We start from the raw sequence: 13,814 nt of genomic DNA on the forward strand, positions 1-13,814 counted from the left end.
ATAAACACGTAAACCAAACTTCTAACCAGTCTCACCAAGCTGATTTACATTCGCAATTTTGACCAGATTCCAATATACTTCCCACACTTTATTGTCTATTTTACAAACAAGTTAAACGGCTATTCTGGCATACCTAGCCAATACAAAGGGTATTCAGTCCAGTATAGTCATCGGCTAACTTAAAATTTAGGAAGATTATTATGGGTTTTTTAGCTGGAAAAAAGGCACTAATCGTCGGTGTTGCCAGTAAAAAATCAATTGCCTCTGGTATTGCTGCCGCTATGCATCGTGAAGGTGCTGAACTGGCTTTCACTTATCAAAATGACAAGCTGAAGTCACGGGTAGAAGAATACGCCCAAGAGTGGGGCTCAAACCCTGAGCTATGCTTTCCTTGTGATGTCACCAATGATGAAGAAATTACTAATGTCTTTACTGAATTAAATAAAAAGTGGGACGGTGTTGATATCATTGTGCACTCTGTCGGTTTTGCTCCTGGTGACCAACTAACAGGCAACTTTGTTGATGTGACTACCCGTGAGGGCTTTAGAATTGCTCATGATATCAGTGCCTATAGCTTTATTGCTTTAGCAAAAGCTGCTAAGCCCATGCTTGATGGGCGTAACGGAGCACTGCTTACCCTCTCTTATTTAGGCGCTGAGCGGACTATGCCTAATTACAATGTGATGGGCCTGGCTAAAGCAAGCTTAGAAGCTTCTGTCCGTTATTTAGCTACCAGCATGGGCCCAGATGGTACTCGGGTTAACGCCATCTCTGCTGGTCCTATTCGTACTTTGGCAGCTTCTGGCATTAAAAGCTTTAGAAAAATGCTGAACTACAACGAAAAGCAAACGCCTTTACGTCGCAATGTGACTATTGAAGAAGTGGGTAATGTAGCTGCATTCCTATGCTCAGATCTTGCTAGCGGCGTATCTGGCGAAATCACTTATGTAGATGGTGGCTTCAATATAACCGCAATGGGCGCTTTGGACGAAGAATAAGTTCCTGCTCGGAGAGTGTGCCTTAACGACACTCTCCAGACTAAACCTCTCCTGATTTACATCACTACTCAGACTAAAAACATTTCCCAACCACTCATTTTTCATGCGTAGCCCCTTCTTTTTCTAGCCTTCACAGCACAATACTCACTGTGAGTATTGCTATTTTAACTTTAGATTTTCTAACCTATTAACATAAAAGTCAGGGCAAAAAAAACGGGCTGCTTAATAATAAGCAGCCCGTTTTTTTAGTAGCATAGATTTTATCTTTGCTTAAGGTTTCTTAATTACGCTCAATTTCAGCACTTTCTCGTAAGTTCTGTTGCAATGAAGCCGTCATTTGTCTACCTTGCTGATCCGTCAGATAGCGAGCAATAAACTGTTTTTGCTGTCCATCTTCTTTCACTTTTTCTGGTGTTTTCACTGAATTTAAAGCAATGATTGCCATATTGCCACCTAATAATGTTGCTTGGCTAAAGCTTTGCTTATCTTCGCTTGGACGAGGCATTTTAAAGCTTTCTGCTATCAGTTGGCGGGGTAAATTAGCTGCGCTTCGTTTAATATTCTCTGCTTTTTTAAGCTCAAGTCCTGCTTCAGTTGCCACAGACTCTAAAGTTTTACCCTCTTTTAACTGTGCAAGTAGTTGCTCCACTTGCGCATTCATTTTTTCTTCAGCTTGTTTATTAGTGATGGCTGTTTTTACTGTCTCAGTTACTTGATCAAGGGGCTTAATTGCCGCAAGCTTACGGTCTTTCAAACGAACAACAACCCACTTGCCTTCATCGACCTCGATAGCTTTACTATTTTCTGAGTCTTGAACTACTTCTTCAGAAAATGCCTCATTCACTAACGCTTTATTAGCGAACAGCCCTTTGCCACCATTAGCATCAAAATAATCAGAAGTTTGAACAGCCAATTCAAACTCATCTGCTAGCGCTGTCAAAGAATCTGATTCATATGCTTTTAAACCAAACTCTTCTTTTTTCTCAGCAAAAGCCAGCTCAACCTTTTCCTGTTTTAAAGACTTTACTATTTCATCTTTCTTTTCAGCAATGCTTGGTATTTTCGCCTTATCAACTCCGGTAACCTTGATAATCTGATAACCAAAATCGTTTTTAACTGGCTCAGATACCTCTCCCTCTTTAAGGTCAGCCAACGCTAAATCAAACTCCTCACCAAAAAATCCTTTTTCAACAACGCCTAAATCACCACCTTTTTCTGCTGATACTTTATCACTGGAATAAGCTTTAGCCAGCTTAGCAAAGTCTTCACCATTGGCTAACTTTTGTTTCACTTCATCAGCTAGCGCTTTAGCTTTTTCTTCTGTTAAATCGTCATTGATCTCAAATAAGATATGCGCAACTTGGCGGCGTTTTTTAGCTTCTTTTTCCAAGTCAGCAACAAGTGCATCATAGCGTTCTTGTACTTCTTTATCAGAAACCTCTATAGCCTCCAAGTACTTTGCACGATCCAGCACCACATAGTCGACTTGTATTTGTTCTGGGGTTTTAAAGTCGTCTTTATTAGCTTCGTAATATGCCTTAATTTCATCTTCTGTTGGCTTAACTTCAGCCTTTATTTTATCCAACTGCAAAGTAAGATATTGGATACTACGAGTTTGTTGATCAAGCTTTAGTACGGTATTAATTTCATTATCCAGCACAAAGTCAGACGCACTAACACCTATTGTATATTGGTTAACCAATACTTGCTGACGTAAATACTGACGAAACTGTTGAGGAGATAGCCCTAATGAACTGATAGCTAGCTGAAACCGCTCTTTGCTGTATTTACCTTCCACCTGAAAGCTAGGGTTTTGCAAAATATACTCATTAATGACCTGGTCAGTAACATACATACCAGCCTCTTCAGCTGCCTGAACCAGTATTTGTTCATTAATTAATGATTCAATAGCACCTGAACGTAGTTCATCTTCATTAATTAATGAAGGATCAAAGTTATCCCCCATTTGTTGTATCAGCTGATTGCGCTGGAACGTCATTGCTCGTTGTACTTCTTGAGGCGATATATCTACGCCATTGACAGTAGCAACACCATTATTGGTAGCAACCAAACGAATGGACTCAAGCCCAAAAATAGCAAAAGAAAATATAATTAAGATAACAATAACCTTTGTTATCCAGCTTTGTGCATTATCCCTGATACCTTGCAGCATATTAACCTCGCACAACCGGGTGGCCAGTTGTCACTGTTACTTTGTTATGTTCAATGTGCCCTATTATGTAAAAAACCGGCTTATACAATAGTTAATGAAACATAGCCAGAAAAATATTTTTATTACTACCCTATAATTCAGGTTTATTACATATAAAAAAGGCGCATCAATTGATGCGCCTTTTAGTATTTGGCGGAGCGGACGGGACTCGAACCCGCGACCCCCGGCGTGACAGGCCGGTATTCTAACCAACTGAACTACCGCTCCAAATTCTGAGTAAATGTTATTATTAACACTTAACCCATAAATTACTAAGGGCAGCTAGACTCAACTGCCCCCTTGAAGGCGCTTAGTTTACGGCATCCTTCAATGCTTTACCAGCTTTAAAGCTTGGAATTTTTGCAGCAGGTATTTGAATTGGTTCGCCTGTCTGTGGGTTACGTCCAGTACGTGCTGCACGCTCTTTGACAGAAAAAGTACCAAATCCCACCAAAACAACTTGATCACCACCCTGTAAAGCTTTGGTGACTGAGTCGATCATTGCATCAAGAGCACGACCGGCAGCAGCTTTAGAAATATCAGCAGAAGCTGCAATTGCATCGATTAACTCTGATTTGTTCACTCTATTCCCCTTCTTTTGAGATATTTAGTAAACGCTTAACACAACATTCATTAAACTGTGTTTGGTAAGCGCGCATCAACACAAATCTGTTTGCCAGACCATGCTGCTAATTTACGCAATGTTTAATTTATTTTTTAACGAAGCAGCAAAACTCAACAAGACGCCTGACCCGTGGTGCCAAAGCGAGTGGGGATTTATACCAACTCGCTTTCAAGACTGTCAAGGTAAACCCCTAATTAGTGCGTATTAATACGCTCATTAGACTCATTAGTCTGTTGATCTTCAGATGTTTTTACTACTTGTTCAGTCTCAGGTAGAGGCTCTGGCATATATTGCAAAGCAATCCCTAGCACCTCGTCAATCCACTTCACAGGGCGGATTTCCAAGTCTTCCTTAATATTATCAGGAATTTCTTTTAAATCACGCTGATTTTCATCTGGAATTATCACTGTTTTAATTCCACCACGATGAGCTGCCAGTAATTTCTCCTTTAAACCACCAATAGGCAACACTTGACCTCGTAGCGTAATCTCACCTGTCATTGCTACCTCAGCTTTCACAGGGATACCTGTCAGCACAGAGACGAGAGCTGTACACATCCCGATGCCTGCACTGGGACCATCTTTCGGTGTAGCGCCTTCAGGGACATGAATATGAATATCATTTTTTTCATGAAAATTACTGGGAATACCCAACACTTGTGAACGACTACGCACCACTGTCAAGGCAGCCTGAATTGACTCCTGCATCACATCGCCCAGTGATCCCGTTTTGGTTATACGTCCTTTACCAGGCACAGCAATAGTTTCAATGGTTAGCAGCTCACCACCCACTTGCGTCCAGGCCAAGCCTGTTACTTGACCTACTTGGTCTTCTTCTTCAGCTAAGCCATACTTGAATTTTCTGACACCTGAATAATGCTCAAGTTGTTCAGGCAAGACAACATCAATACCTTCTTGCCCCAGTGCGTGCTCTTTAACTATTTTACGGCAAATTTTCGCAATTTCCCGCTCTAAACCACGCACCCCAGCTTCACGGGTATAGTAGCGAATCAGGCTACGCACGGTGTCTTTCGCAAACTCAACTTCTTTTTCCTTTAAACCATTAAGCTTTTTCTGCTTTGGTATTAAATACCGCAACGCAATATTCACTTTTTCATCTTCGGTGTAGCCTGGAATACGAATGACCTCCATTCGATCCAATAATGGCCCTGGAATATTCATTGAGTTAGAGGTACAGACAAACATAACATCCGACAAGTCGTAGTCTACCTCTAAATAATGGTCATTAAAGGTATTATTCTGCTCTGGATCAAGTACCTCCAATAAGGCAGAAGCCGGATCTCCACGCATATCTGAGCCAATTTTATCAATTTCATCCAGCAAAAATAGCGGATTCTTTACTCCAACTTTGGCCATTTTTTGCAATAACTTACCAGGCATTGAGCCAATATAGGTACGACGATGGCCGCGTATTTCCGCTTCATCACGCACCCCACCTAATGCCATCCGCACAAATTTACGATTAGTTGCTCTAGCAATCGACTCACCAAGCGAGGTTTTACCCACACCTGGCGGTCCTACTAGGCAAAGTACTGGCCCTTTCAGTTTACGCACACGTTGCTGAACCGCCAGGTACTCTAAAATGCGCTCTTTAACTTCTTCCAAACCATAGTGGTCTGTTTCTAAGATTTTCTCTGCCTGCTTGAGGTCATGACGTACTTTACTACGTTTTTTCCAAGGTAAATTCACCATCCAATCGATATAACTACGCACCACTGTAGCTTCTGCCGACATAGGTGACATCATCCGCAGCTTATTCAGCTCAGCACCGGCTTTTTCCTTAGCCTCTTTGGTCATGCCTGAAGAATCAATCCTAGCCTGCAGCTCATCAATCTCATTGGGCGCTTCATCCATATCCCCCAGCTCTTTTTGAATGGCTTTCATTTGCTCATTCAAGTAATACTCACGCTGGCTGCGTTCCATCTGTTTTTTCACTCGACCTCGAATGCGTTTTTCAACTTGCATCAGGTCAATTTCAGACTCCATGATCCCCATCAAATGCTCAATTCGTTTATGAAGATCACTGATTTCCAAAATCTTTTGCTTCTCATGTACCTTCAATGCCATGTGGGCAGCAATGGTATCAGTCAGTCGTTCTGCATCATCAATAGAAGATAGTGAGGTGAGCACCTCAGCAGGCACTTTTTTGCTGAGCTGTACATACTGTTCAAACTGAGAAATCAACGAACGGGTCAATACGTCAGACTCACGCTCCTTTGCCTCAATTGTTTTTAGTGGAGTAACCCAAGCACTGTAGTAGTCATCCTGGTCTCCAGATAGGCTTTCGATATGGGCTCGATGACCGCCTTCAACTAAAAGCTTAACCGTTCCATCAGGTAGTTTGAGTAGCTGTAAAATTGTGGAAACCGTTCCAATATCAAATATATCTGCCTGGTTAGGCTCATCATCTGAAGCATCTTTTTGGGCAACAAGCAGTACTTGCTTATCCTTTTCCATTGCTGCTTCCAATGCCTTGATCGATTTTTCACGACCCACAAACAATGGAATAACCATATGGGGATATACCACAACATCCCTTAAGGGCAATAACGGTAATTCAAAAACATCAGGTCGATCGGAGATATCGTATGTCTCCATAAGTAGCCCCCTAGTAACTACTTTTTGCTGCATACAACCATACAGCGAGTGAATTCATTATGTTAAGCCAGCCTGGTTAACACCTGTGCTAATAACAGACAAGCCTACTTGCAACATACTTTTACCACATGACAGCTGCTGTTTAGGCATTCAGTGCTGTTTACTGCGCTTCACTTGATTTAAGCAGGAAGCATCACTCAATAACTGTTTACTTAACGCTAGCCGATCAACATTAGCCTCTGGGTTCAGACTAGCTAGTTATACAACACTATTCTTAAATAAATAACAGACACCAGGCTATTACCAACAAACCTTGGTTATAACATGGGGACGAAGCAATGAAAAACAAGCTTATCCTTGATCTCACTGCAGCTCTGTACTCATACCGACAAGCAATGCGTTAATCCATAAAAAAATGGGGCCTTAAAGGCCCCATTTAATTATAGTTGATTTAATCATCTGGCAGCGCTTTTTGCTGCTCACTATTCTCATATATCAGTAGCGGCTCTGAATCCCCGTCAATTACTGATTTATCGATGACAACCTTGCTAACATCCTCCTGAGAAGGAATGTCGTACATGGTATCTAGCAGGACTGACTCTAAAATTGATCGCAATCCCCGTGCACCGGTTTTGCGCTCCATTGCCTTTTGAGCAATAGCACTCAACGCCTCTTCCCTAAAGTCAATCTCAACTTCTTCCATTTCAAACAACCTGCCATACTGCTTCACTAGCGAGTTCTTTGGCTCAGTCAATATTTGAATCAAAGCAGGTTCATCAAGCTCATCCAAAGTAGCAATCACTGGCAAACGCCCAACAAACTCAGGAATCAACCCATAACGCACCAAGTCTTCTGGCTCAACGTCTTTCAGGGTTTCACCCACTTTCTTGCTGGTGTCCTTACTCTTCACTTCAGCAGAGAACCCGATACCACCTTTTTCAGAGCGATCACGAATAACCTTATCTAACCCGGCAAATGCACCACCACAGATAAATAAAATATTCGAAGTATCTACCTGCAAGAACTCTTGCTGTGGATGCTTACGACCGCCTTGAGGTGGTACGGAAGCAACAGTACCTTCAATTAACTTCAACAGCGCTTGTTGAACACCTTCTCCAGACACATCACGAGTAATCGATGGGTTATCTGACTTACGGGAAATCTTGTCAATTTCATCAATGTAAACAATACCCATTTGGGCTTTGTCCACATCATAGTCACATTTTTGCAGTAACTTCTGAATAATGTTTTCTACATCTTCACCCACATAACCTGCTTCTGTCAGGGTAGTGGCATCTGCAATAGTAAAAGGCACATTCAACAACCGAGCCAAAGTCTCAGCGAGCAATGTCTTACCACTACCGGTTGGCCCAATCAGCAAGATGTTGCTTTTTCCCAACTCTACATCTTCTTTTTCTTTCTTGCCGCCCCGCTGTAAGCGTTTGTAGTGGTTATACACGGCAACTGAAAGAATTTTCTTGGCTCTCGATTGACCAATAACATATTCATCCAGTATTGCATTTATTTCTTTTGGTGTGGGCAATTTGTCGCTAGAACTATCTGGGCTACTCTCCTGCACCTCTTCACGAATAATATCGTTGCACAGATCTACACACTCATCACAGATAAATACAGAGGGCCCAGCGATAAGCTTCCTAACCTCATGCTGACTTTTGCCGCAAAAAGAACAGTAAAGCAGCTTGCCGCTATCTTCACCTTTGCCATTTTTTTCGTCAGTCATTCTAAATTTCCTACTGAGACAACTATTTCAGCTACATTCAAAGATGTAGCCTTTGCGCCTAGTTTTCAAGTAGAAGCGTGAAAAACAGAAGGCTTTCACCCTCTGCTACCTTAAGCTTAGATTATTCTGGTACAGCACGCTTTTCCAGTACTGCATCAACCAAGCCATACTCAACTGATTGAGAAGCACTCATGAAATTATCACGATCAGTATCTTTCTCAATCACCTCAAGTGGTTGACCAGTATGGTGTGCCAATACTTGGTTCAGCTTATTCTTAATAGACATGATTTCCTTGGCATGTATTTCAATATCCGAGGCCTGACCTTGGAAACCACCCAATGGCTGGTGAATCATGCATCTTGAGTGCGGTAATGCATAACGCTTACCTTTAGCACCACCTGTTAATAACAGTGCACCCATGCTGGCAGCCTGACCAATGCACATGGTGCTCACATCAGGCTTAATAAACTGCATCGTATCGTAAATAGACATCCCTGCTGTAACAGAACCACCAGGTGAATTAATATAAAGATGAATATCTTTATCAGGGTTTTCAGACTCTAAAAACAGCATTTGAGCCACTACCAAGTTGGCCATATGGTCTTCAACCTGCCCTATCAGGAAGATAACCCGCTCTTTTAATAGCCTTGAGTAGATATCATAGGAACGCTCACCACGTGCTGTCTGTTCAACAACAATAGGCACCAGTCCAGAGTTTACAATGGGATCGGCATATCCACCGGTAATGATTTTAGCCATTTCGTTGCATCACTCCCTATTTGACGGAGCTGAAATAAAATACCGGTCTAGTGGACCGGTACTTCAGGAAGGGTTTACAGGATTAAGCTTCTTCTGCGCCGTCTTCAGTGTTTGCTTCAGACTCTTTTTCAGCCGTATCTTCTTTAGCCTGTGCAGGCTTGATGGCTTCTTCATAGCCACAGCTTACTTCTGTTACTTCTGCTTCTTTGAGGATAGTATCAACCACCTGATCTTCCAAGACCAGTGAGCGAACTTCATTAAGCTGCTGCTCATTACCATAATACCAGTTAACCACTTGCTCTGGCTCTTGATAAGCAGAAGCAACATCTTCTATTGTTTCCCTTACCTTGTCTTCATCAACTTCAATATTGTTCGCTTTTACCAGTTCACCGACCAGCAAACCAAGTTTGACACGTTTTTCTGCTTGATCTTTAAATAGTTCTGCAGGTAAGTTCTTTGGATCAATTTGCTGATTACCGCCAAACTGTTGAACAGCTTGCTCACGTAACCGATCAATCTCACCATCAACCAGCGCCTTTGGTACATCAACTTGATTAGCTTCAAGCAAAGCATCCATCGCTTGGTTTTTCACTTTAGTCTTGATGGCATGACGAAGCTCTCGCTCCATATTCTTTTGCACTTCCTCACGGAATTTTTCAAGGCCACCTTCAGTAACACCAAACTTAGCAAATAACTCATCGTCCAGTTCTGGCTGCACAGACTCAGCAACTTTCTTTGCAGTAATATCAAACTCAGCAGACTTACCAGCTAATTGTTCTGCTTGGTAGTCTTCAGGGAAAGTCACTTGAATGGTTTTTTCTTCACCCGCTTTAATCCCCTCAACCTGCTCTTCGAAGCCAGGGATCATACTACCAGAGCCTAACTCTAGCTCATGGTTTTCTGCAGAGCCACCGTCAAAAACCTCTCCATCAATTTTACCAACAAAATCGATGGTTACTTGATCGCCACTCGCCGCTTGACGATCAACCTCTTTCCATACTTTATTCTGCTCACGCAAGTTTTCGAGCATTTTATCTAAGTCTGCTTCTGTTACCTCAGCAACAGGCTTTTCGACTTTAATATCAGCAAGTGAGGCTAGTTCTATGGCAGGATATACTTCAAACGTAGCAACAAACTCAAAGTCCTCACCAGGCTCCATTTTGGTAGGCTCAACAGAAGGCATACCGGCTGGATTAAGTGACTGTTGTTGAATAGCTTCAACAAATGAAGCTTGCATTACATCACCTACAACCTCATGACGAGTCGCTTTACCATAGCGGCGCTTAACCACACTTAAAGGGACTTTGCCTGGACGAAAGCCGTCAATGCGTACCCGCTTGGCAGTCTCTTTAAGCCGCTCCATAACTTTGCTTTCTACCTGCTCCGCAGGTACAACAATAGTCATGCGACGCTCTAAGCCAGAAGTTGTTTCAAGTGAGACTTGCATGATTGTTCCTCGTTAAACCTAAAAACTGTTAGAAGGGCGTAATAAAACAAATTCTCACTCGACTATCAATGGGATAGTCCTATTCCCCTCTAAAATTTCGCCTGTTAACACAAAAATGGGGATAAGCACGCTTATCCCCATTTCAAATTAATTGGTGCGGAAGGAGAGACTCGAACTCTCACGCCTCGCGGCACTGGAACCTAAATCCAGCGTGTCTACCAATTTCACCACTTCCGCAAAATCTTAACAAATTTTTAAATTTGGGGTGGACGATGGGATTCGAACCCACGACCGCAGGAGTCACAATCCTGAGCTCTACCAACTGAGCTACGCCCACCACTGCACTCGTACAAATCTTACTGCTTACTTACTTTATCTGCATAGCTTTTCAGCCATTGCCTTACTCATCTTATGGCGCGCCCGGCAGGACTCGAACCTGCGACCATCCGCTTAGAAGGCGGATGCTCTATCCAGCTGAGCTACGGGCGCCTAACTTACCAGGCTATAGTCTAGAGATCAAGCTGGTCGGGGTAGAGAGATTCGAACTCCCGACATCCTGCTCCCAAAGCAGGCGCGCTACCAGACTGCGCTATACCCCGGTTGACTCAAGTCATTTCGAAGCGCTAGCTTCTTGGTGAAGCCCGTGCTGCCCGACGAGTGGTGCGCATATTACTGAGACTCCCTGCTGCCGTCAATGCCTGATTTTACTTTTTTAATAAAAAATCCGTTTATGATCAGTACTTAAGCACCCCACCGACAATTGAGCATTTACCCAACAAGCGTCGACCACATAATTTTATTTTAGCTAATCCAACCCTTACTTTGCCTCTTTGTCGATTCATGCCACAATTATACCTCTATCATGCTTTCTAAACTGGTAATCTAGAAACCCTCCTATGACCGCACAAATCATTGATGGCCGTGCCATTGCCGCAGATGTAATTAACAAAGTTGCAGCGGGCGTTGCTGCTCGCACTTCTAAAGGAATTCGCCCCCCTGGGCTAGCTGTGATCCTGGTCGGCGATGACCCTGCTTCAACTGTATATGTTGGTAATAAAAAGAAAGCTTGCGAAAAAGCAGGCATTATTTCCAAGTCATTTAACCTGCCTAACTCAACCACTGAGCAGGACCTCATAGGCGTAATTGACCAACTCAATGAAGACCAAACCATTGATGGAATCTTGGTTCAGCTTCCCTTACCTGCCCATATTCAGCCAGAGAAAATCCTAGAGCGAATTCTCCCTGATAAAGATGTTGATGGTTTCCATCCCTACAACATGGGTCGTTTAGCAACTCGAATGCCTCTACTTAGACCCTGTACCCCCAAAGGGATTATGACTTTATTGGAAACAACAGGTGTCGGCTTACACGGCATGCATGCAGTTATAGTAGGTGCTTCTAATATTGTTGGCCGCCCCATGAGCTTAGAGCTTTTATTAGCTGGCAGCACAGTCACCACTTGCCACCGATTCACCAAAGACCTTGAAGCTGAAGTCCGTCGTGGTGATATTGTGGTAGTCGGTGTTGGCAAACCTGGCCTCGTTAAGGGGGAATGGATTAAGCCTGGCGCCATTGTTATTGATGTAGGGATTAACCGCCTTGATGATGGAAGCTTAGTGGGTGATGTGGAGTTTGCAGTAGCCAAGCAGCGAGCAGGTTGGATTACCCCTGTACCTGGTGGTGTTGGACAGATGACAGTCGCCACCCTGATTGAAAACACTTACTATGCAGCAACTGAATTACATGACTATTAATACCTAGCAGTCAACTTGCCCAATATATACCCATCATGAATCATTTTTAGGTGTAAAAATAAAGTGGTATATACTCACAGCGCAGGATTATTTAGGCGAGGCCACCGAGCGATGAAGCCCCAGGAGTTTAGATAAGCTAAATGACTGGGGTGAAGAGAGAAGGTAACAAAGCCTAAAAATCATTCGCGAAGAGTACAGATACAATAAAGGCCGTATAATACGGCCTTTATTTGTTTTGCAGAAAACCCTACCAGTATTTACCGATCAAGCTTCCAGGTAGTTCCTTCACGACTGTCTTCCAGCACCACACCCATCGCCTGCAGCTCATCACGAACCCGATCTGCTTCTGCCCAGTTTTTATCAGCTCTCGCTTGATTACGTTGGGCTATTAGCTGCTCAACTTGCTCAGCATCAACCGTTTTCTCATCATCACCTTTAAAGAAAGTGTCAGGCTCTTGCTGGAGAAGACCTAACATCCCCCCTAGCTGTTTCAGCTCACCAGCCAAAACAGTAGCCTGATCAAGCTGATCCGCTTTACGCATTCGGTTAATCTCACGAGCTAAATCATACATAACTGCTAACGCTTCTGGCGTATTAAAATCATCATCCATAGCCAAGTTAAAGCGCTCAGAAAACTGACTAGCAGTCACTTCAGACGACAAATCAAGTCCACGTAGTGCCGTATAAAGTCGCTCCAGTCCACTAAATGCTTCATTAATACTGGTTTCGGTATAATTCATTGGACTACGATAATGGCTAGCCAACAAATAAAACCGCATCAACTCAGCAGGATGCTTAGCCAAAATATCGCGGATAGTGAAGAAGTTACCAAGCGACTTGGACATTTTTTCATCGTTTAGACGTAAAGGACCAGCATGCATCCAAGTATTAGCGTATTTTTCACCCGTTGCTGCTTCCGATTGAGCAATTTCATTTTCATGATGAGGAAACTTAAGGTCAGGCCCGCCACCATGAATATCAAAGGTATTACCCAAACAGCAGGTAGACATTGCTGAACACTCAATATGCCAACCTGGCCGGCCTTTACCCCAAGGTGAATCCCAAGCGGGCTCCCCTGGTTTAGCCGACTTCCACAACACAAAATCCAGTGGGTTTCGTTTTGCTTCTCCCACTTCAACCCGAGCACCCGAGCGCAACTCGTCCAGCACCTTGCCAGAAAGCTGACCATAGTTGTCAAACTTTTCTACGACATAATAAACATCACCATTGTCAGCCGCATATGCCATACCGTTATTGATTAAGGTTTCCACCATAGCAATGATTTGATCAATATGCTCTGTTGCCTTGGGTTCAAGACTCGGTTTCTGAATACCCAATGCAGCAAAATCCTCATCCATTGCTCCAACAAAGCGATCAACCAGCAATCGCCAGTCTTCATTATTTTCCTGGGCACGGTGAATAATTTTGTCGTCAATATCCGTGATATTACGGATATAGTTAACGTTGTAACCTTTTGCTCGCAAGTAACGAGCAATGACATCAAAAGCAACGAATACCCGGCCATGGCCAAGGTGACAGTAATCGTATACTGTCATCCCACACACATACATGGATACTTTCCCAGGCACTAATGGCTGAAAAGGCTCTTTTTTTCGGGTAAGAGAGTTATAAATTTGCAACACGCTAATTTATCCTTCT

The 13,814-nt window shown here is 43.1% G+C and carries 9 protein-coding genes and 5 tRNA genes; 2 read left to right on the forward strand and 12 right to left on the reverse strand.

Annotated features, from left to right (window positions below):
* The first annotated feature begins 200 nt into the window (after window positions 1-200).
* Window positions 201-998 (forward strand): enoyl-ACP reductase FabI, encoded by a 798-nt coding sequence (fabI, locus tag ORQ98_RS03810; RefSeq protein WP_274687459.1) that lies wholly within the window; start codon window positions 201-203, stop codon window positions 996-998.
* 280 nt (window positions 999-1,278) lie between these two features.
* On the opposite strand, the gene ORQ98_RS03815 is transcribed toward fabI, so the two are convergent.
* The 11 genes from ORQ98_RS03815 to ORQ98_RS03865 form a co-directional block, all read right to left on the reverse strand.
* A complete protein-coding gene (locus ORQ98_RS03815) occupies window positions 1,279-3,171 on the reverse strand; it encodes a SurA N-terminal domain-containing protein (RefSeq protein WP_274687460.1) in 1,893 nt (630 codons plus the stop codon).
* 190 nt (window positions 3,172-3,361) lie between these two features.
* Window positions 3,362-3,438, reverse strand: a tRNA-Asp gene (locus ORQ98_RS03820).
* Between the two features lie 82 nt (window positions 3,439-3,520).
* Window positions 3,521-3,793, reverse strand: coding sequence for a nucleoid-associated protein HU-beta (gene hupB / locus ORQ98_RS03825; protein WP_163834458.1), 273 nt, complete (start codon window positions 3,791-3,793; stop codon window positions 3,521-3,523).
* 236 nt (window positions 3,794-4,029) lie between these two features.
* Entirely contained in the window at window positions 4,030-6,453 is a 2,424-nt protein-coding gene (lon, locus tag ORQ98_RS03830; RefSeq protein ID WP_274687461.1) for an endopeptidase La, read from the reverse strand.
* A gap of 451 nt (window positions 6,454-6,904) precedes the next feature.
* The gene (clpX, locus tag ORQ98_RS03835) at window positions 6,905-8,194 is read right to left on the reverse strand and encodes an ATP-dependent Clp protease ATP-binding subunit ClpX (protein ID WP_274687462.1); all 1,290 of its coding nucleotides are present in this window, start codon (window positions 8,192-8,194) and stop codon (window positions 6,905-6,907) included.
* Window positions 8,195-8,315: 121 nt separating this feature from the next.
* The gene (clpP, locus tag ORQ98_RS03840) at window positions 8,316-8,954 is read right to left on the reverse strand and encodes an ATP-dependent Clp endopeptidase proteolytic subunit ClpP (RefSeq protein ID WP_274687463.1); all 639 of its coding nucleotides are present in this window, start codon (window positions 8,952-8,954) and stop codon (window positions 8,316-8,318) included.
* An 82-nt stretch (window positions 8,955-9,036) separates the two neighbouring features.
* Window positions 9,037-10,401 carry a trigger factor gene (tig, locus tag ORQ98_RS03845; protein WP_274687464.1) on the reverse strand — a complete coding sequence of 455 codons (1,365 nt, stop codon included), beginning with the start codon at window positions 10,399-10,401 and terminating at the stop codon, window positions 9,037-9,039.
* A gap of 152 nt (window positions 10,402-10,553) precedes the next feature.
* A tRNA-Leu gene (locus tag ORQ98_RS03850) sits at window positions 10,554-10,638 on the reverse strand.
* Window positions 10,639-10,662: 24 nt separating this feature from the next.
* Window positions 10,663-10,738 (reverse strand) — tRNA-His (locus ORQ98_RS03855).
* Between the two features lie 75 nt (window positions 10,739-10,813).
* Window positions 10,814-10,890 (reverse strand) — tRNA-Arg (locus ORQ98_RS03860).
* Between the two features lie 33 nt (window positions 10,891-10,923).
* Window positions 10,924-11,000, reverse strand: a tRNA-Pro gene (locus ORQ98_RS03865).
* Window positions 11,001-11,297: 297 nt separating this feature from the next.
* Between ORQ98_RS03865 and folD the strand changes: the two genes are divergently transcribed.
* Entirely contained in the window at window positions 11,298-12,155 is an 858-nt protein-coding gene (gene folD, locus ORQ98_RS03870; RefSeq protein ID WP_274687465.1) for a bifunctional methylenetetrahydrofolate dehydrogenase/methenyltetrahydrofolate cyclohydrolase FolD, read from the forward strand.
* Window positions 12,156-12,412: 257 nt separating this feature from the next.
* Here the strand turns inward: folD and cysS are convergent, their stop codons facing one another.
* Window positions 12,413-13,795 (reverse strand): cysteine--tRNA ligase, encoded by a 1,383-nt coding sequence (gene cysS / locus ORQ98_RS03875; RefSeq protein WP_274687575.1) that lies wholly within the window; start codon window positions 13,793-13,795, stop codon window positions 12,413-12,415.
* Window positions 13,796-13,814 lie beyond the last annotated feature (19 nt).

Source organism: Spartinivicinus poritis (genome assembly GCF_028858535.1).
GTDB classification, from domain to species: domain Bacteria; phylum Pseudomonadota; class Gammaproteobacteria; order Pseudomonadales; family Zooshikellaceae; genus Spartinivicinus; species Spartinivicinus poritis.